The organism is Oscillibacter sp. 1-3, assembly GCF_000403435.2.
Classification (GTDB): Bacteria; Bacillota; Clostridia; order Oscillospirales; family Oscillospiraceae; genus Oscillibacter.
Genome location: NZ_KE159707.1, coordinates 70366 through 87727 on the forward strand (window position 1 = coordinate 70366; position 17362 = coordinate 87727).

Annotated in this window: 24 protein-coding genes; 2 read left to right on the forward strand and 22 right to left on the reverse strand. The window is 56.7% G+C overall.

Annotation, left to right across the window (positions count from 1 at the left end; translation table 11 throughout):
- Positions 1–9 precede the first annotated feature (9 nt).
- On the reverse strand, positions 10–219 hold the full coding sequence (locus C816_RS06695) for a hypothetical protein (RefSeq protein ID WP_016321633.1): 210 nt from the start codon (positions 217–219) through the stop codon (positions 10–12).
- 93 nt (positions 220–312) lie between these two features.
- On the opposite strand from C816_RS06695, the gene C816_RS06700 reads away from it, so the two are divergent.
- Entirely contained in the window at positions 313–648 is a 336-nt protein-coding gene (locus C816_RS06700; protein WP_016321634.1) for a hypothetical protein, read from the forward strand.
- Here the strand turns inward: C816_RS06700 and C816_RS06705 are convergent, their stop codons facing one another.
- From C816_RS06705 to C816_RS06745, 9 genes are all read right to left on the reverse strand, one after another.
- Positions 649–1494, reverse strand: a complete 846-nt coding sequence (locus C816_RS06705) for a VirB6/TrbL-like conjugal transfer protein, CD1112 family (RefSeq protein WP_016321635.1) — start codon at positions 1492–1494, stop codon at positions 649–651.
- Positions 1494–1964, reverse strand: coding sequence for a hypothetical protein (locus tag C816_RS06710; protein WP_016321636.1), 471 nt, complete (start codon positions 1962–1964; stop codon positions 1494–1496). The genes C816_RS06705 and C816_RS06710 overlap by 1 nt, the downstream gene beginning before the upstream one ends.
- An 18-nt stretch (positions 1965–1982) precedes the next feature.
- Positions 1983–2204, reverse strand: coding sequence for a hypothetical protein (locus tag C816_RS06715; protein WP_016321637.1), 222 nt, complete (start codon positions 2202–2204; stop codon positions 1983–1985).
- Between the two features lie 54 nt (positions 2205–2258).
- A complete protein-coding gene (locus C816_RS06720; protein ID WP_016321638.1) occupies positions 2259–4100 on the reverse strand; it encodes a reverse transcriptase/maturase family protein in 1842 nt (613 codons plus the stop codon).
- A 581-nt stretch (positions 4101–4681) separates the two neighbouring features.
- The gene (locus tag C816_RS06725) at positions 4682–4873 is read right to left on the reverse strand and encodes a hypothetical protein (protein WP_016321639.1); all 192 of its coding nucleotides are present in this window, start codon (positions 4871–4873) and stop codon (positions 4682–4684) included.
- Positions 4827–6608, reverse strand: a complete 1782-nt coding sequence (locus tag C816_RS06730; protein ID WP_016321640.1) for a VirD4-like conjugal transfer protein, CD1115 family — start codon at positions 6606–6608, stop codon at positions 4827–4829. The genes C816_RS06725 and C816_RS06730 overlap by 47 nt, the downstream gene beginning before the upstream one ends.
- Positions 6609–6672: 64 nt before the next feature.
- A complete protein-coding gene (locus C816_RS06735) occupies positions 6673–7194 on the reverse strand; it encodes a cysteine hydrolase family protein (RefSeq protein ID WP_016321641.1) in 522 nt (173 codons plus the stop codon).
- Between the two features lie 65 nt (positions 7195–7259).
- Entirely contained in the window at positions 7260–8054 is a 795-nt protein-coding gene (locus tag C816_RS06740) for a DUF3801 domain-containing protein (protein WP_016321642.1), read from the reverse strand.
- Positions 8035–9444: a relaxase/mobilization nuclease domain-containing protein gene (locus C816_RS06745; protein WP_016321643.1), complete on the reverse strand. Its 1410-nt coding sequence runs from the start codon at positions 9442–9444 to the stop codon at positions 8035–8037. Before C816_RS06745 ends, C816_RS06740 begins: the two co-directional genes overlap by 20 nt.
- A 142-nt stretch (positions 9445–9586) precedes the next feature.
- Here C816_RS06745 and C816_RS22530 point away from each other — a divergent pair, with 142 nt between their 5' ends.
- The gene (locus C816_RS22530; protein WP_371254367.1) at positions 9587–9949 is read left to right on the forward strand and encodes a DUF3795 domain-containing protein; all 363 of its coding nucleotides are present in this window, start codon (positions 9587–9589) and stop codon (positions 9947–9949) included.
- Positions 9950–9972: 23 nt separating this feature from the next.
- Here C816_RS22530 and mobC read toward each other — a convergent pair whose 3' ends face one another.
- From mobC to C816_RS06810, 12 genes are all read right to left on the reverse strand, one after another.
- Positions 9973–10272 carry a plasmid mobilization protein gene (mobC, locus tag C816_RS06755; RefSeq protein WP_040655077.1) on the reverse strand — a complete coding sequence of 100 codons (300 nt, stop codon included), beginning with the start codon at positions 10270–10272 and terminating at the stop codon, positions 9973–9975.
- A 250-nt stretch (positions 10273–10522) separates the two neighbouring features.
- A complete protein-coding gene (locus C816_RS06760; RefSeq protein ID WP_016321645.1) occupies positions 10523–10918 on the reverse strand; it encodes a DUF6329 domain-containing protein in 396 nt (131 codons plus the stop codon).
- A gap of 91 nt (positions 10919–11009) precedes the next feature.
- A complete protein-coding gene (locus C816_RS25575) occupies positions 11010–12659 on the reverse strand; it encodes a hypothetical protein (protein ID WP_016321646.1) in 1650 nt (549 codons plus the stop codon).
- A gap of 51 nt (positions 12660–12710) precedes the next feature.
- Complete coding sequence (locus tag C816_RS06770; RefSeq protein WP_016321647.1) at positions 12711–12920, reverse strand: hypothetical protein; 210 nt, start codon at positions 12918–12920, stop codon at positions 12711–12713.
- A 24-nt stretch (positions 12921–12944) separates the two neighbouring features.
- On the reverse strand, positions 12945–13343 hold the full coding sequence (gene vapD, locus C816_RS06775; protein WP_016321648.1) for a VapD family protein: 399 nt from the start codon (positions 13341–13343) through the stop codon (positions 12945–12947).
- Between the two features lie 2 nt (positions 13344–13345).
- Positions 13346–13588, reverse strand: a complete 243-nt coding sequence (locus tag C816_RS06780; protein WP_016321649.1) for a hypothetical protein — start codon at positions 13586–13588, stop codon at positions 13346–13348.
- The gene (locus tag C816_RS06785; protein ID WP_016321650.1) at positions 13585–13887 is read right to left on the reverse strand and encodes a hypothetical protein; all 303 of its coding nucleotides are present in this window, start codon (positions 13885–13887) and stop codon (positions 13585–13587) included. Before C816_RS06785 ends, C816_RS06780 begins: the two co-directional genes overlap by 4 nt.
- Positions 13888–13972: 85 nt before the next feature.
- The gene (locus C816_RS06790; RefSeq protein WP_016321651.1) at positions 13973–14695 is read right to left on the reverse strand and encodes a DNA-methyltransferase; all 723 of its coding nucleotides are present in this window, start codon (positions 14693–14695) and stop codon (positions 13973–13975) included.
- Complete coding sequence (locus C816_RS06795; protein ID WP_016321652.1) at positions 14685–15296, reverse strand: hypothetical protein; 612 nt, start codon at positions 15294–15296, stop codon at positions 14685–14687. The genes C816_RS06790 and C816_RS06795 overlap by 11 nt, the downstream gene beginning before the upstream one ends.
- Entirely contained in the window at positions 15286–15900 is a 615-nt protein-coding gene (locus tag C816_RS21675; protein WP_016321653.1) for a hypothetical protein, read from the reverse strand. The genes C816_RS06795 and C816_RS21675 overlap by 11 nt, the downstream gene beginning before the upstream one ends.
- On the reverse strand, positions 15897–16679 hold the full coding sequence (locus tag C816_RS06805) for a DUF7768 domain-containing protein (RefSeq protein ID WP_016321654.1): 783 nt from the start codon (positions 16677–16679) through the stop codon (positions 15897–15899). The genes C816_RS21675 and C816_RS06805 overlap by 4 nt, the downstream gene beginning before the upstream one ends.
- Complete coding sequence (locus C816_RS06810; RefSeq protein WP_242832153.1) at positions 16676–17221, reverse strand: hypothetical protein; 546 nt, start codon at positions 17219–17221, stop codon at positions 16676–16678. The genes C816_RS06805 and C816_RS06810 overlap by 4 nt, the downstream gene beginning before the upstream one ends.
- Positions 17222–17362: the final 141 nt, after the last annotated feature.

Here is a 17362-nt window from a genome sequence, read left to right on the forward strand (position 1 = left end):
TTCTCTCCTTTATCGTTCCGCGCTCCGCTTTTTCGCGGGCGGCTTCCGCCGGGAGGGGTAGGAAATAAATTCCTCCTCTCCCGCGATGACGCTGAATTCCGCCTTCAAAAACGGATGCGTTTCCTGCTCCTGGTACAGACGGATCATTCGGATCGCCTGTTCCTTTGAGGCGGTGCTGCCCACCTGCGTTCCGTCTTTGAAAACATAGAACCGTTTCATTCTATCCTCCTGAAATGAATCGGCGGACAGACCGTTGCAAGGTCTGCCCGCTTATGGTAAGATGTCGCAAACCAACAAAGGAGGGCTTGCGATATGGCGATTATGGTATTGGGAATTGGGCTTATGCTGTTCCCGCTTTTGCTCCGTCTGGCGGTAAGGCTCCGCCTGGGCATCCCGCTGCTGTACGGCGCACTGATGCTCACGGTGTTCCACGGCTGGTATCGGGCCAACACCGCCCTGGCGGACGGCATCTTTTTCGCCCTGGCCGGGCTGGCGGCGCTGTCCTGGGCAGTAACTTTGGCGCGGAAAGCGTTTGGAATTTTAGAAGATATCCTTGTGGACCGGGCCATGTCGAAGGCCCTGGCCAGCCGGGTCCGTCAGGCCAGAGCGGCGGGGAAATCCGTCGTCAGCACGGAGGGCCTTTGGTGATTATCCCAGCCCCATCAATTCCCGGATGAGCCGGTCGCTCATTTTGATGGCCCCCACCAGTACAAGCATATTAAAGGTTATCTCGCCCACATAGTTCCACACGATGGTGGCCGCCGCGAGGCTGGTATCCGACAGCGCGGGCGGGGCGGAGGCGAACGCCGAGAAAATCACACAGGCCAGCACGATCACACAGCCTTCCATGCATATGGCGGCGTAGCTTTTCAAAAACGCTATGCCGATGCTGCTGGAGGGCTGTCCCGCGAAGCTGGCAAGGGGTACGGGGGCGATAGCGGTCGCCATGTAGAGCTTGAAAAAACGGGAATAGACGGTCAAAATCATCACCAGAGAAAGCACCCAAATGAACAGGGACCCTAGCAGGGTGATGGCCCACAGGGGGATGCTCTCCAGAAAGCCCACATCCTCTATAATGGCAACCATCTCGTCCGGCAGGGCCGCGGTGGACAGCGCTGTCAGGCCCGAGGCGTCCATGATGGTGGTGACCATTCCCTGGCCCACGGTGAACAGCGCCGTCATCAGCTCCATGCCGTGAGACACGGCAGCTTCGGCCAAGGCGAACCGGACAAAGCATTTGAGGACTTGCTCGGGTTTCTTTAATTCCGTAAAACTGCCACAGGTCTTGACCACGCCCATTACAAAGAAAATGACCAGGAGGGCGTAACCGATGGCCTTGAGTCCTTCGTTGATATTAAGGATTACCGTCCAAACCCCGCCGCCCTTGAAATTTTCCGGGCTGGTGGAGAGAAGGGTCCAAATCTCCGCCAGCTTTTCGCTCCAGGTCCCCAGGGCGGAGTTGAGATTGTCCACGATCCAGTTGCCGCTGCCCATTACCGCTCCCCGCCTTTCTTCTGCTGTCCGCTCTTTTTCGGAGTGCTCAAACGATCTCGGACGGCCCGGCGGCCCTCGGCCTCCCTCCGGGATATAGGCGAAAAGAGGTCGGTGCAGTCGATCTCCCCATTTTCGATTTTCCGGGATATCTCTTTTGCGTCGCCGCCATGTTCCAGGCAGAGCGCCGCCTGCATCATCTCGCCGGGGTAAAGACAGCAGGGCTCCAAGCTCAGGTCAACCACAGCCGCCGTAGTCTCCGGCCCGCACTCATCCCCCACAGCCTGGAGGCCGGAGGAGAGAACGTCCAGCCACCGCTCCACAGCCGCAGCTTTATCTTCCGTCTGCTGAAACCGGACGAACTGCTCCGATTCTACACACTCCACCGCGAAATCCCGCCAGCGGGGGATGGCCTCCGGCTTACAGCCGGGGGCCAATTCCTTGATACGGTTGAAAAAGTTTTCATAGGTCATGGAATCACCTTTTCGCCCTTATCCGGTGATAAGGGTGAGAATTTCCTTTGTAAAAGTTATAACGATGCCGCCTGCGATGGTGAGGATGCCGTTGGAACGCTGGGAGGGGTCGTGGGACTGGAAGGACAGGCCCACCTGGAGGATGCCGTAGCCCAGCAGGATCAGGCCCACGGCGCGGATGAGGGAGAAGAGTAGGGTAAGCACCCAGCGCCTTGCCGCATTGCTGCGGTAGGTTTCCAAACGCTCCCCTCCGAACCGCACTTACACATCTCTGCGTATACGGCTCTCCAGAAATCAGTCTAATTTTCCTGCGTGCAACAGGTCGTGACAAGATACGCACAATGCCATTGTTTTCCTCTTACGTCCAATCATGGCACGTTCCCATGCAGCCTTGCCCTTCAAATTTTTGAGTTTTCTAACGTGATGAATCTCCAAATCCACATCTTCTGCACCGCACCATTCGCACTTTTTGGCTTTCAGCCTCGTGATAAGACTGTTGGCACTTGTACGGAAATATTGGTTTGGCATGGAATCAATGTTACCAGTTGCGGGTGTCTCCACATGGCAGAATCCCTGGTTGTAGAACAACAATGTTGTCCATCCCTTTTTTGTCTGGTACTTGACGCCGAAATCCTTACCAATACGGTACTTATCTCTGATTTCCCCAATATGCGCCTTGTATTTTGCGCCAAATGTCTTGAACATACTGAACTTCATCACATAGTTGAAATTGTTCAGCACCGAGACATTGTTGGCAATCTTATAATAATTGTACAGGCCACGAATCTCGGCGTTGTATTGCTTCAGGATTTCAAGGTCATCGAGGTGTATCAGGTGATTTCTGTGGATGGGTTCCCAAACTTCTTTGTTTCCGTTGTGTGCGTCATAGTGGATTTTGAGTGCGCCGTACGACATCAGCCGCCTTACCCATTTTTCCTTTGGAACATAAAGCATGATTCGCCCACTCTTGGAGCGGCGGGTGAATCCTCTTACGTCCTTTTTGGGCGTGACTGTTTTGCAGGAGAAAATCTCATAGCTGAGAAAATGCGCCTTGTCCTTTGAATGGGTTATCAGCGTTTTTTCCTCCGACAGGTCGAGGTGTAGGGTGTTTTTCAGAAATACACCCACATCATGCTTTAAGGTTTCTGCTTCCTGCTTGGAACCAATCACGCCAATCAGGAAATCATCCGCATAGCGAACGTACACGACCCGGCGATAAGATTCATCCATCGGGTCGCCGCACTCCAGGCTCATCATCTGCTTGCGGGCTTGTTTCATTTCCTCTCTAGCTATCATTTTCTGTTCATCCGTCAGTCTGTCCCACTTATCCTTGCTGTATTTCCGCTGTTTGAGATATAGAAAATGTCCTAATTTACTCTGATAAGCCTTACTGCGTCTGCGGCATTTCCCTGTGCTAAAACGTCTGGCATATTCATCCATGAAAATGTCCAATTCGTTCAGGTAGATGTTCGCAAGGATTGGACTGATAATAGACCCCTGTGGGGTGCCGGAATAGGTATTGTGGTAAACCCAGTCCTCCATATATCCGGCTTTCAGGAATTTCCAAATCAGGCCGATAAAGTGCTCATCTTTGATTCTTCTGCGGAGAATATCAACAAGAACATGGTGGTCAACATTGTCAAAGCAGCCTTTGATGTCGCCCTCAACGAACCATTTCACCCCTGTAAATCTCTTCTTGACCTCCAGAAGTGCCGTGTGGCAACTCCTGTGCGGTCGGAATCCGTGGGAATGGGTGGAGAAAGTACCCTCGTAAATACTTTCCAATATCATTCGGATAACTTCCTGCAACAGTTTGTCGTTGAAAGAGGGAATACCCAGGGGACGCTTTTTTTGCGGATTGCCCTGTTTGTCGATATAAGTTCTGCGGGCAGGGTGCGGTTTGTAGCTGAAATCTTTCAGTGACGCTATTAACGTGTCAATTCGTTTGGTACTCATTCCATCGATTGTCAACCCGTCTGTCCCCGCTGTGAGATTGCCTTCCTTTGCATAGATGTTCTGGTAAGCAAGCAGGTAAAATTCCGGGTTGTACAGGTTGCGGTATAACCGTTCATAGCGATAATCGCGATTGCACGCTTTGGATTTTAGACTTTCCAATACATTTATGGGACTTCTCATAATGCCTCACGCACCTTTCCTCAATTTGTATTGGGTGATTTCCTGCCGCCCTTCGCCATGTGCAAAGCTTTCCCTTGCTCGGACTACTACGGCGGCTCCGTTGCCATGCCGGATTTTCAGACTCTACAGCCATAGCCTTTTATGGCGTTCCGGTTTAGGCAATCCCCGTTTAGGTTTACTGGATATAGCTCGTTGTGATGTCGGAGTGGGGTTTTCGTCCTTTTCCGCTTATTGCGGTTGGTCGCCACGAGTATAATGCGACAGGTCACTTCATCATACCTGTTGCCGCGGCGCGCAGCTTTTCAACCATCCTTCGCTGCTGGCTTGTCCTATGCCCCCTCGGACTGCCCATCAAGCAGTTTAGCTTTCACCCTCATTCACAACATTTCATCTTGCCGTTCAGTCGTGGGTAGATGACTTTCCCAACTTACGACGTTCCCAATATGCTACACTCCCCGTCAGGTTTCCCATCAGGATAAATTGGGTGATGACAGTGTGGCGCTTTTGCGCCGGGTATACTTTTACACCGCCGCCTTGCCAAAGGCGGAATCCTACATAAACCCGCACAACAGATTTTGGAATTATCTGCCGCTTACGGGCGCACTGAAGTCGGACAGGTTTTGTACCACGGCCAGGGGATCGTCGGCAGCAAAGGCGGGGACGATCATGGCGGCCATGGCCAGCAGCAGGCAGGCGGCCAGGGCGTACAGCCGCTTGGCCCGGCGCTCAATCCTCGTCTGCTCTCTCGTCAGGGTGTTCTTCGGTTTCTTCATAGATTGCAGTCTCCTTTTCGTTTTCAAAAGATTCGGCCCCCAGGACAAACAGCGGTTTGCCTGAGAGCCAGGTTTCGGGTTTCTTCTGATGGTGGATGTAGGGCGGCCCGCCGCCGTCGACGGTGTGGCGGATGGCGGGGTGCTGGGTCAGCTCATACTTCAGGTCCAGGACCGGCTTCGCGCCCCGGATGAATAAAATGGCGTAACGGTTGTTCAGCATCCGCACTTCGTCCGGGGTCAAAAGTTCGCGGCCGCTCTGTTGAAAATTGGTGGAGTACGAGCCGGAGCGGCCTTTGGTCTGACCATGGGTCCGGGTGTCGATTGTTGACTTTCCAAGGGCCTCGGAAATGTACTTATGGGTGCTGGATTCGTTGCCGCCAAGGTATAAAATCGTGTCCGAATTGCCCGGAATTGTTTCCCACGAGTCCTTATACAACTCTTTGATCTGTGCCATATTCTGTATAATGGTGCTTGCGGAAATGTTGCGGGAACGCATGGTGGCAAGCTCTCTGGTGAAGCCCGGCAGGGGCATGGCGGCGAACTCATCCAATACAAAATGGACGTGGCAGGGCAAGGCCCCGTGGTGGATCTGGTCGGCGCTGTAGTAGAGGGCCTGGAACGCCTGGGCGTAGAGCAGGCTCACCAAAAAATTGAAGGTCTGGTCGTTGTCCGGTATGACGGCGTAGAGTGCGCACTTCTTTTCTCCCAGCGTATACAGATCCATGTCGTCGTGATTTGTAATGGCCTGGATCTGCGGCAGATTGAAGGGAGCCAGCCGGACGGCTGTGGACACTAAGATGCTTTTCGCCGTCTTGCCGGCGGCGAGCTTAAAGACTTTATACTGCCGCACGGCGACGCTGTCCGGCTTCTCCCGCTCGATGGCCTGGAAGAGCAGGTCCAGCGGCGAGACATACTCCTCGTCCTCCTCCCGGACCTCGGCGTATTCCAGCACCCGCATCACCATGGAGAAGTTCTGCTCGTACTCCGGGGCCTCTTGAAACAGCATGAGGATGATGGCTTGCAGCAGAGCTGTTTCAGACTTCTCCCAGAACGGGTCACTGCTGTTGGTACCCTTGGGCGTGGTAGCCTGGATGAGATTATTCACCAGCCGCAGGGCGTCTTTCTCGTCCCGGATATAGCGGAAGGGATTGTAGCCGTCGCTCTCCTCCAGGTTCACAAGATTTAGCACCCGGATATCATAACCTTTTTCCTTCAGCCAGCCGCCTGTGGCCAGTAAAACCTCCGATTTAGGGTCCGTGACAACATAGTTTGTGTTGGCTTCCAAAATGTTCGGCTTAACATACGACCGGGATTTACCGGCGCCGGAGCCGCCGATGACCAGCACGTTGAGGGAGCGGCGGTGCTTGTGGGTATCCAGCCCCAGGCGGACGTTGCGGGTGAGGAGCTTGTTTTCCTTTTGAGAAAACTGCCCGTTCACCTCACGGGGCGAGGCCCATGCGGCGGAGCCGTGCTCCTCGCCCTCCCGCGTCCGGCCCTGGTTGGCGGAACGGTAGAGCAGGGCCAGGATATACGCTCCCGTACAGGCCAGAATGGACAGGCCGCTGTATTGCGTCCAGTGAACGTCAAAAGGGTTTTCCAGCGCCGCCGTCAGCTTGGCCACGATGTCGGGCAGCCCTCCGCCCAGGGATTGAGCGATCAGCAACGCGGCCCAGACCACCGGAATGTACAGGAACAGGCAGACGGCGAGACGGCCTGTTTTTGTGGTTTGCTTCAAATGATAACCACCTCCATGAAGCGAGCGCCCCATGCCAAACGGCACAGGGCGCTCACCGCTTATTTTATAAAATTTCGATCTGGCACATCCGCATGGTGTCCAGCGCCGCCTTGTGGCTCTCCGGCGTGACTCCGGCGCAGCAGTCCGCGATGACCCGGACCGGCGTTTCCGGCAGGAACGCCTTGACCAGCAGGGCGTTGGAGACGACGCAGATGTCGGTGCAGAGCCCCACGAGGGTAATCTCCAGCTCGTCCAGCTCCGCCAGCAGAGCCAGCTTCTCGGCAAGTTCCCTGGAACCGAAGGTGGGTTTGTCGATAATGACCGCGCCTTCCAGGGCGGCGGCGATCTTGGGATGCAGCTCCCAGCCGGGAGTGCCTTTGACGCAGTGGACGGCCGGCAGCTTCCGGCCCTCCTGGGTTTCCAGGTAATTCTCAGCGTGGGTGTCACGGGTGGCAATGATATCGGAAAGGGGATACTTGCCAATTTCTTCAATTACCCGGTCCACGACGGCTTCCGCTTCCGGCGTCCCGAGAGCGCCGTCAATGAAGTCGTTCTGCATATCCACGACAATCAGCATTTTCCGCATTTTGAACAGCTCCTTCGTGTTGATGATGAAAACAGCATACCACAAATTTCAATGACTGAAAACCGTCATCTGGTCTTGGGCTTGGATTTGCCCTTCGTTTTTGCCCTGGCCGGAACAGGCGCCCGCTTCTGGTCCAGCTGGACCCGGTACGCCTTGAGCCGCCCCTCCACGGAAGGGCGGTCACTCGTCGTCCTCGTAACCGCCGCTTTTTTGGGTGTAGAGGAGCTGGGTTTTGTAGCGGGCGAGTCTCGTCCCGACCGAGAATTTTTTTTTGGCGGGATGACCTCCCGCCAGCTCTTGTCCTTGGGAATCCGCCCTTCCGGGGCCTTCTGGGGCTGTTCCTGGCCCTTCTGGGGGTCGGCCCTCCCACGATCCTGCCGCTTCGCCTGCCGCCCCTCCTGGGCCTTCTGGGGGGCGGAGCGCTCCGGCTGGAATACCTCCCGCCCCTGCTGGAGCTGCCGCTTTGGCTGCCGTTCCGGCTCCGGCGGGATCGTGTACAGAATCTGCTCAAAAATGGCGTTGGCCCGGTCTAACTCGGTTACGGGCAGGATCACGTCCATCAGCTTGTCGTGGCGGCCCCTGTCGCGGATCATGGAATATAACAGCTTGTGCTTTTTGGCCAGCTTCTGAAACTCCTTGTACTGCCGCGGCGTCATGGGGAACCGGCGAAGGTCCTGCGTCTCCCGCAGCATCTTCCCCAGGTTGATTTTACCGGAAACCTTCTTGTTGTTTTTCGCCAGCGCCATGGTCAGCGCCAGCATATTCTTGAGGGCCGAGCCGCCCAGCCGGGCGGCCACCTCCGAGCCGGAGAGCATCATGCGCACCAGCTGATCGGCGGCTTCACCGCCTCCGATAGTCATCACGAATCACTTCCTTCGCTTCAATTTTTTCAATGGATTGTTTCATTTTGGGGATATGCTCCTGTATCTCCCGGCAGAGGACCAGCTTCTTCCGCTGGTCACGAATCTGGCAATTGACCTCCGCCAACTGCTGATACACCTCTGCCTTTTCCGCCAGCAGACGTTCCCTGGGGATGCCGCAGGTATCCAGCAGGGCAACAGCGTCTATGTAGCGGGCGTATTCCTCCTCCATGCCGGACAGCCCATCCTCGTAGAGCCGCCGGGCCTCCGCCAGCGCTTCGGCGTCGGCGAGAGCATTGTACAGGGCGCGGCGCTTTTTATTCCGCACGTTCAGGATGGTCCGCTGCTTCATCAGCCCGGACAGTGCGTCCTCCGTGCGGGTCTGAAACGAAGCCATGTCCTCCGAGGTGGCGATGCCGTTCTCACGGAGGAAAGCGAACTGCTCCCGGCACCGCTCGAACCGCAGGACCTCCTTTCGGAGCTGCGGCGTTATCCGGGGAGGGTACTGCCGTTTCTCAATCTTGCCCAGGACATACAGGTAGTGAACATACAGTGCAAGAAAGCCCGTATATTTCGGATGTTTCTTGTAGGGCTGGTAAGGGATGCGGTACATCGCCGCTGGCCTTTGGCCTGCCTCGATAGCCGATAGATTCCCTTGAATTGCCGCCCGGATGCCGTCCTCCGTGAACAGCGGATTCTTCCGGCCTGGGACCATGAACCGCTCCTGTCCCCGGAGTCGGAAGCCCAGACGGTTCCCGTGACTGATTTCCCAGCCCATGTGTTCCATGAGCATAAAGAAGTGGCCCAGGTCGTTGGCGTCCTCGATGGCGGTTCGCAGGTCCGCCTCCAGCATGGAGCGGAAGGTGGGCTGGCCCTTGCTATGCCGCAGCCATTCGATGTAGCTGACGGTCTTGCCGGAGCTGCCCTCCATGATCACGGACAGGCCATGCTTCCGGCAGAGCCGGTCCGAGGTGGCCCGAATTTGGCTGTAGTAGCTCTGGGCGTTGCTGTGGTATTTTTGTCCAGTGTCCGCATTCACAGAATTAAAAACCAGATGGGCGTGGATATGCTCTTTGTCCACATGGACGGCAATCACAGTTTCAAAGCCTGGAAGATGTTCCTGTGCGAACTCCGTGGCAATCTCCAGCGCCAGCTCCGGCGTGACCTCTCCCGGCTTGAAGGACTGGATCACATGGTAATACTGGACACCGTCCATCTTGCCATGGACCCCCGCAGTCTGTTTCGTTTCCAGCATTTGACGGACCTCCCGACCAGGGTCGCAGTTCAGGTGGACGGTGAGAATCTGCTCCTCGGTTTTGTCCTTATTGAGAATATAATCGACGCCAGCGGCCAGCGGTCCTTTCCGGGCCAGTATTTTTGTGACGGCCATGGTTATGGCCCCTTTCCAATATTGTGTTTCTGGTATCAGCAGGGTATAATTGCACTGGTAAATCAGGAGTTACAGAAGAGGGCGGTCAGCTATGAAAATGCCAGAAGGAAACATTGATAAAAATATGTTCGCCCCGTGCGGAATGAACTGTAAAGTCTGTTACAGGCACTGTAACCATAAAAAACCATGTGCCGGGTGTTTGAATCGTGATAAGGGAAAACCAGAGCATGATCGCAAATGTAAAATAAAGGACTGTATCAACGGAAAAACGTTGTCCCGCTGTTTTGAATGTTCGGAGTATCCATGTAAGTTGATGAAAAACCTTGAAAAAAGCTATAATAAACGCTGCCAGGCAAGTCTTATAGAAAACAGCCGTTTTGTGCAAGCGCATGGTTTGGAACAATTCATGGAACAACAGAAAGCCATATACACCTGCCCCATATGCGGAGGTATTATTTCCATCCACGATAGAGAATGCAGCGAATGCCAAGAAAAAATGAAATAGTAAAATTTCAGCTTGCGGGGGATTCATTTCTTGGCAATCTCATACATCAGCTCATAGACCTGATTCAGCAGGAACAGCCCTCGCTTGGCGTCTCCGGCTTTGGCAACGCCAGCATTGACGCTCCGGGCGATCTGGTTGATGTTCACCCCGATTTTGTGAACCTCCCAACGGAGGTCCTTGATCTCCTGAGAGGTCTTGGCCCTGACAGGTCTGCCCTCCATAAGCCGGATGAGGTAGGCCCGCTTGCTCAGGCCGCAGGACTTTGCCTGTTCCGACAGGCTCTGGTACTGCTCCGGCGTCAATGTGATATGAAGATGATGCAACCCGTTTTTATCTGTTTTGCTCGTACTGCCTCCTTTCCCGGCCTGCGGCCGCCGATCCTCCGCCCGCAGGCGGCATAGGGGACAGGGGGATTTCCCCCTGCAAGCGCGCAAAATGTACATTTGCGCTATGCTTGCGGCCCTGCCGCCAGAGGCGGCAGGGTCTTGCCCCGCCTCTGGCGGGGCCGTTTTCAAGCGGAAGGGCTGATTGGAATGGCCGCAGGAGGCGGCCGCGGTTTCGAGAGGATCACTCTCACCGCTCCGGCCCCGAGGGTGGCTGCCGGAGCTTCAGGTCATAGTGGTCCACCGGCACGTCCCGCAGGTCCAGAGCCGATTTATCCAGTACGTCTGCCGCGTAGCGGGCGTAATTGTAGCCCTCGCTCTCCACCAAAATGCCGCCCCGATGATTTTTGACGCACACTAAAAGGCAATGATACACGCCGTCAACCTCACGCATCAGGTTCCTGTTTTCGATAATAAAGGGCATGTCATCCAGCATATGCGTGGAAAAATGCCGGAATTGCTTCTCGGTCAGCTCAACAACCTTGACAACCTCGACGCGAATGGGCTTGTCCTGTGTTATGTTCTGCAAATCCCGCAGACGATTGGCCTTGAAATGAAAATGGGTATAGATCGTGGATACCGCCATCTTATCCTCCTTTTCCAGAGCGAGGGTGTTACATATAACCCCCTTGGCAGACAGGGCTGGGTGCTAGTACATAACACCCAGCCCCCTGACGTTACCGCTCTTTTGATGATTTGCGCCGCACTTTTTCCGGCGCTTCTTCTTTGAGCCCATATGCGGCAATGTCCTGGATGATCGCATTGGCCTCTGCCTGTACAGCCTCGTTCCCATCCATCGCTATGCCGGACACAGCCAGCGCGATCTCCCTGGCGCCGCCGGTTCCTCCTTTTTGAAGCATCCGGGCAAAAACGGCAACCGTACCCTCTCGGGATGTTTCGTCCGCAAAGTCCTCGGGGATGCACTGCCGGCCCAGGTCATAGATTCGCGCGGCGATGCTGCCAGCCGTGACAGCGGGGAAGTATGGGTTGTCCCACTCCTCAAAGGAAACCGGCGCACAGCCCGGAGGCTGCACCAGATCGAAGCCGATTTCCTTGGACACCCAGCCCAGGATTTCCGACACAACCGGGTCCTCCCGCAGACGGTCCATCTGAGTAAAATCGGTGACGAGGTAGTTCCGTCCCTGACGCACATAGAGGATGTCAGCGGCACTGAGGCCATCGGCACTCTCAATACCCAGGGCGAGGTGGGCGGGAGGCCGTCCATCCGGACCGAGTCCTACAGCTTCACTGTTATAGTCCTGGGGCCGCAACTCCAAGAAACGGGCTTTTGCTTCTTCCAGAGAGGCAAAGCGTTCTATGGGGGTGTACTTTTCAGATTTGACGGACCAGGTATTAAGGTCTTGAACAAGATACAGCCGCCAGTCATTCTCAGGCTCCGGGCCGGCTTCTCCAGGCTGCCGGTCGGGCAAGGGCCGGATGCACTCCAGGTGCTTCGCCTCCCAAATGGCGTCGTGATTAAGCTGCCTCTGCCAGACAGCGGCCTTTGGAGACCAGCGGAAGCCCTTGCCCTTCAGCGCGGCCCTGACCTCGGCGGACGGCTTTTCATCAAAATGAATTTGCAGGCGATTCGCCTCCCGGTTCATCTCCACTTTGCCGCCCTCAAAGGCCCAGCCCTCATACTCTGTCTCCGCTCTCCGCGTCAGCTCCTCGATCCGCTTCTTCGTCTGCCGGATCGAGGCGTTATTATTGGTGAGGCGGAAACTCGGATAAGGCACGGGGTCTTTCCTCCAGTCCCGTGCCATGGAAGCCTTCAGCTTCTCGGCCTCCACAGCATCCAGACCCGGACAGCCGTCCAAGGTCTTGTGCTTACGGTAGTAGGCGTTCACGGCCTTCATGGACTCCTGGTCCCGCTCCAGGTTCTCCAGCTTGGCTTTCAGCTTCTGGACCACCTCGGGATCGTCGGAGCTGATGCCGCCCCGGCCTGTGCCGCGGATTTTGTCCAGGATGCCCTGGATCTCCTGCCACTCCTGTAAGGCCGCATTCTCCGCCTGATTCTGCTTCTCCTTTTTGCGCACAGGGAAATTGCCCCCTCCGGCCACCAGAATGGACGGGACTCGGGTGGCGATGGCATTTCGCCGGTTGATATTCTCCGCCAGTCTCCGGGCGTAGAGGTCCAGCAGGTGGTCGATCTTCTCGTGATGGATGGGGTCTACCTTTCGCTTCTGCTCCTCTGCGATCCGGGCGGCCTCGTCCACGGACCTCCGGTACTCCGCCGTGGCGCTGCCCTCCTTGTAGTCGAAGTAGCTGGTCATCTCCTTGGCCCGGCGGGCCAGCTCCTCATTGATGGAATAATATTGGATGATCATTCGCCTCCTTCGCACACAGCGAAGCCGGGGAACGCAAAACACGTTCCCCGGCTATCGTTCCATATTCTTCTTTTTTCTGGACGACTTTTGCTGAGAGGGATAAGGTACAAATTCTTCCTCTCCCTCAATGATGCTGAATTCTGACCGCAGGAGATAATGCGTTTCGTCCTTTTGATATTGACGTATCAGATCCACGGCTCGGTCTTTTGTGGCCGCACTTCCACATTGTGTGCCGTCCTTGAAAACATAAAAACGTTTCATCGTCAATTCCTCCCTTCGCGCGGATTATCTTTCACAGACACGGTTTTTGGTTGAAACAGACCGTTTTTGTGGAGCAGACGGCAGCAGTTCGGCGGGCGGCGTGTCGGAGCGCAGCAGGCCCAGGAGGCTGTACTGCGCCCCGATATCCGTCGCCGTGATCTCCTTCACGCACAGCCGCATCCAGGGGAGACTCTCCGCCATCTGCTGGGACAGGAGCACAATGTCCATGGTGGTCATTGGCGCGTCGGAAACGTAGACGGAGTTCTGCCGCCACGCAAAGCCCTGCTTTTCCATGAACCGCCGAATGTCCTGATAGGCTTTCCTGTAATGATGTTCGCTCCGCGCCCGTTCGCCGCGAGGATAGTGGGCCTCCAGCGCCTCCTGGCTGAGGTCAAAGGTGATCTGCTTTCGAGTCGTCTTCATGGTCAGCGCTCACGCTCCTTTTTTCCTTCGAGAGCGCTCTCCCGCAAGGACGCGGTCGCCTCCTCCTTTGAGCGGAACATACGGCCAGGGGAGACACGGTGGAACAGCCCGCTGTTCCCACGAACACCGAAGTATCTGCCGTCAAAGGACTCCACGGTATGCGCCAGAGAGGTCCTCTTGGCCTTGCTCGTGATCAGATAGCAGACATCCCCTTTTCGCCACCCGCCGGGAAATACGTCCGTCATTGCTCCACACACACCTTTCCAGCCTGGGCAAGCACATCCTCCTCGCCGTCCTCGTCCTGCCAGACGCAGGAGGCGGCGCAGTCCCGGAACCAGTCCGCCCGCAGCAGGGACAGGATCACGTCCCACATGGAGGCGAAGTCGTCGCCGTGGCCCTTGTCCTGGAAGATCAGGACCTCGCCGTCGGAGACGCAGGGTAAATCATGGACGGCGAACAGGCTCTTGACGGTTTGCCGCACATTCTCCAGGACAAGGCCCCGCCGCTCCACGGCAGCTTTGTCAAAGGTAATTTTTACGTTCATGCTTGATACCTCCTCTTTGTTTTGTAGCCCACATCATACCGTACTTTTTTGACCATATCCAGAAGAATCGGCAGACAGCCGCGCCTTACGCTGCCTGCTCCAGCTCCCTCTCGATCCGCTCTCTGGCAAGGCGGGCGTATTCATCCGTGACCTCGATGCCGGTGGCGGTGTAGCCCTCCAGCACGGCGGCCAGGACGGTGGTGCCGGACCCGGCGAAGGGGTCCAGGATGTGGCCTCCCGGCTCCGTGATCTTCACGATGTCCCGCATGAGCTGGAGGGGCTTCTCCGTCAGATGGATGCGGTTCTGGGGATTGCCGTACTTGAACACGCCGGGGAGGCAGGGGACCGGGCGGCTGATGGGCATATCACCGTTGGAGCCCCAGATGATGTACTCGGCCTGCTGGCGGAAGCGGCCCTTCTGAGGGCGGCTGTTGCCCTTATCCCAGACGGCGGTGCCCCGCCAGATCCAGCCCGCCCACTGGAGGGCGTCGCTGGCCGCAGGGAGTTGCCGCCAGTCGATGAACATACAAACCGGCGCGCCGGGCTTGCACAGCTTCCGTGCGTCCGCCAGCCATGCCGCCGCCCAGCGGGTCCAGGAGCGCTGGTCCTTGGCGTCCCCCTCGAAGGGCGGGGGCGCGGCGTCGCCCATGCTGGAATACTTTTTGATGGTAGATTTATTTTTCTCGCCCTGGGTCCGTCCCCCGGAGGCGTAGGGCGGGTCGGTGATGACGGCGTCGAAGGTTCCGGGGGAGAACTCTCCCAGCAGCTTCAGTGCGTCGCCGTGAAGAATTGTCCATTTATCGTTCATAGGCAGATTTTCCTTTCTTTTTATGAGATTTTTTAGGTTCAATAGAGGGCGTGGACAGCTCCGTGTCCACATATTCGCTGATGATATTGAGGGCTTTGTCATAGTCCTTGCAGGAGGTGATGCGATCCACCATCTCCTTGTTTTCGGCGTTCATTCCCGCCATCTGCAGCAAGAAGGAGGCCCGGCCCATAATGGAGAAAATGTTGCCGTCATGGCCCATCAGCTCCATCTTCGGCTTCCGGGGAGGTCGCTGCTCCGCTTGGATGAAGCCGCCCAGCCGGTTGGGGACGTAATCAGAAAGCCATGTGCCGCCGAACTGGCCGTGGGTCTGGAGCCGCCACATGGCCAGCTTGCCTACGTCCAGCTTCACATCCTCGAAGGGGAACAGCAGGCAGGTCCGATCATCGTGCTGGAACACGGTCACATTCTCAGTATGAAACGTGCTGCCGTCCAGCAGGATACCGCTTTCGGTGAGCAGTCCGTTGACGCCGTTCAGCCATTCCCGCAAAGGGCCGCCGCAGCCCTGGAGGATGAGACCCTCCTGATTGTTCATTGTTCGCAGATCGTCCGCAGTAATCTGCCGGATTGCGTTATCGCTCATGTACGTTTTTCCCCTTTCCTGATCTGGTTTTCCTTTTTGGAGTGTGCGGTGGTTCAATTTCTACATAATTGGAGAGGACCGTCAAAGCGTCTTGCGGGTTCTTGGCGCTGAACACCAGAAACGCCATCGCCGCCGCTTCCTGCTGCTGTCCGGCCTCCTTCAGCGTCTTGATGGCGCGGCGCAGGACAGAGTAAACATCCTCGCCCGGATAGGCAAGCGGAATCTTGGGCTTTGCGGGGTTATCCGGCGTGACAGGAGAAGGGAGCGCCTTCTCCGAAGGTTGGGCAAGCTGCTCTTTTTTGTACAGCTCCCTGTCCCGGATTTCCCACAGCATATGGCCCATTTCGCCCTTGTGGCTGTATCCTGTGATCTCGGATTCCCAACAGCCCCGCACAACCTCCAGCGGGTCATCGAATTGGAGCAGAAATTCCATGTCATCGTCATCACAGGCGTTCAGCAGCTCCCCGCAGAGCTGCTGGGCGGCGGTAATCTCCGGGGCCAGTTTAATGATCTCATCAAAGGGTTTTTCCCGAAGCTGGGCGAGATAGTCCCGGTAGTTTTGGTCCAATCTCGCCTGCAAAAGCTCACTTCGATCTTGACTCATCTGTCACGGCCCGCCTTTCGAACAGGCTGCTTGCGGGGCCAGACTTGCCGGACAGGTTCCTGTTCATAAACGACAGGAATTCCCCGCTCCTGGGCGCGGTGGATTTCCGCCCGCATCCCCTCGGTGATTGTGGAGCCGTAGACATTGAGCTGCTGGCAGGACTCCACCAGCTGCAGGCCCATCTCCCGCGCCGCCTCGTCCTGAACGGAACAGGCCGGATCGGCGTTGGAAGGAAGCGTAATGTGGGGGCAGACGGGGATGCTGCCGGATTGAAATACCTCCTGAGCCTTCTGCCGGGCGAACTCAATGTTGCCGATCACATCCCCCCGGAGCGGGACGCAGATGTACACCAGCTTTGGGCTGCTGTGAACAGGCTGAGGCGGCCTCTCCCGGAACGGCTCCAGATACTGCCGGACCTGCCGGACAAGCTGTTCCCGGTCCGCCTGGGTGGGGACCCAGGCATACCACTCCGTCTGGCCGTTGCAGGTCCAAATATGCGGTATAACGCCGTTTGCAAAATTAGGGTTTCCGGGAACGGGCTTCCTGCCCCAAATGTCCCGGAATCTCAGCAGCAGGGTATCCACGGGTCCGCCGGAGCGGTTCAGTACCGTGAGCTTCATCGCGTCGTAATGATCCATGACCCCGGTGGTGACGAACTCCGCCCGGACCCGCAGCTCTTTCCCCAGCGTTCCCAGGCAAATCTTGCCCGTGAAATTGGGGTCCGAAATGGTCTGACCATCCCCAAATAATTTCCGCAGTTCTCCCTCGAAAAAGTTCATCGGGCCATCCCCTTCCTCTTGGGCTGTTTCTCCCGTTTTTCAGCGCCCCGGCAGGGTTTCAGCTCATCCCTGGATGGCCCCGGAATGATGGAGCGGCTCAGGCCGTCAAGGATCAGCGCATCTTGTGTGTCGTTGCGGATTTTTTCCTCCCAGAGGATCACCGCGGTTCCGGTAACCACCACAGCGCCCGCCACCGTGCCGTAGACGACGGATTGCCCGCTGAGCTTTGGGAATTTCCCTTTGTCCTTAGCGTCAAGGAGCATGGCGGTGCCGGCTGCCCTGGCAGACTCACTGAGAACCGCGCCCCGAATGTACGCAGCGTCCTCCGCCCTGGCGTGGCCGGACAACGTGCTCCGCTGCGTTACATACGCCTGGTCACAGGCGACGGCTTCATCCCGCAGGCAGGAATCCTTGTCCACAGAGGCGCTCCCGGCGGCGATGGCGTCGCCGAAGATCCAGGAGGCGTCCTCCTGCTCCTGGGAAAGGTTGTGCTCCCCCTCCACGAAGCCGCCCAGGTCCCCGGCCCGCACCTCAATGCCCACGTCCCGCAGGGCGCGGATGCGGTGGAGGAAGGGGTACTTCTCATGGGCGATGTCCGTGATCTCATATTTTTTACTGCTCGTTTACATCAACTCCTCTGTAAAAATTGTGCTTTGGGTCAGCCCCAAACAGTACTATTTTTA

Excerpts from the sequence above, each read along its gene's own strand:
- C816_RS06720 (WP_016321638.1), bottom strand. The coding sequence starts at position 4,100 with ATGAGAAGTCCCATAAATGTATTGGAAAGTCTAAAATCCAAAGCGTGC.
- C816_RS21675 (WP_016321653.1), bottom strand. The coding sequence starts at position 15,900 with ATGAGTCAAGATCGAAGTGAGCTTTTGCAGGCGAGATTGGACCAAAAC.
- C816_RS25575 (WP_016321646.1), bottom strand. The coding sequence starts at position 12,659 with ATGATCATCCAATATTATTCCATCAATGAGGAGCTGGCCCGCCGGGCC.
- C816_RS06735 (WP_016321641.1), bottom strand. The coding sequence starts at position 7,194 with ATGCGGAAAATGCTGATTGTCGTGGATATGCAGAACGACTTCATTGAC.
- C816_RS06710 (WP_016321636.1), bottom strand. The coding sequence starts at position 1,964 with ATGACCTATGAAAACTTTTTCAACCGTATCAAGGAATTGGCCCCCGGC.
- C816_RS06805 (WP_016321654.1), bottom strand. The coding sequence starts at position 16,679 with ATGAACTTTTTCGAGGGAGAACTGCGGAAATTATTTGGGGATGGTCAG.
- C816_RS06795 (WP_016321652.1), bottom strand. The coding sequence starts at position 15,296 with ATGAGCGATAACGCAATCCGGCAGATTACTGCGGACGATCTGCGAACA.
- C816_RS06740 (WP_016321642.1), bottom strand. The coding sequence starts at position 8,054 with ATGACTATCGGAGGCGGTGAAGCCGCCGATCAGCTGGTGCGCATGATG.
- C816_RS06785 (WP_016321650.1), bottom strand. The coding sequence starts at position 13,887 with ATGAACGTAAAAATTACCTTTGACAAAGCTGCCGTGGAGCGGCGGGGC.
- vapD (WP_016321648.1), bottom strand. The coding sequence starts at position 13,343 with ATGAAGACGACTCGAAAGCAGATCACCTTTGACCTCAGCCAGGAGGCG.
- C816_RS06770 (WP_016321647.1), bottom strand. The coding sequence starts at position 12,920 with ATGAAACGTTTTTATGTTTTCAAGGACGGCACACAATGTGGAAGTGCG.
- C816_RS06790 (WP_016321651.1), bottom strand. The coding sequence starts at position 14,695 with ATGAACGATAAATGGACAATTCTTCACGGCGACGCACTGAAGCTGCTG.
- C816_RS06745 (WP_016321643.1), bottom strand. The coding sequence starts at position 9,444 with ATGGCCGTCACAAAAATACTGGCCCGGAAAGGACCGCTGGCCGCTGGC.
- C816_RS06695 (WP_016321633.1), bottom strand. The coding sequence starts at position 219 with ATGAAACGGTTCTATGTTTTCAAAGACGGAACGCAGGTGGGCAGCACC.
- C816_RS06725 (WP_016321639.1), bottom strand. The coding sequence starts at position 4,873 with ATGAAGAAACCGAAGAACACCCTGACGAGAGAGCAGACGAGGATTGAG.
- C816_RS22530 (WP_371254367.1), top strand. The coding sequence starts at position 9,587 with ATGAACTGTAAAGTCTGTTACAGGCACTGTAACCATAAAAAACCATGT.
- C816_RS06705 (WP_016321635.1), bottom strand. The coding sequence starts at position 1,494 with ATGGGCAGCGGCAACTGGATCGTGGACAATCTCAACTCCGCCCTGGGG.
- C816_RS06760 (WP_016321645.1), bottom strand. The coding sequence starts at position 10,918 with ATGGCGGTATCCACGATCTATACCCATTTTCATTTCAAGGCCAATCGT.
- C816_RS06700 (WP_016321634.1), top strand. The coding sequence starts at position 313 with ATGGCGATTATGGTATTGGGAATTGGGCTTATGCTGTTCCCGCTTTTG.
- C816_RS06780 (WP_016321649.1), bottom strand. The coding sequence starts at position 13,588 with ATGACGGACGTATTTCCCGGCGGGTGGCGAAAAGGGGATGTCTGCTAT.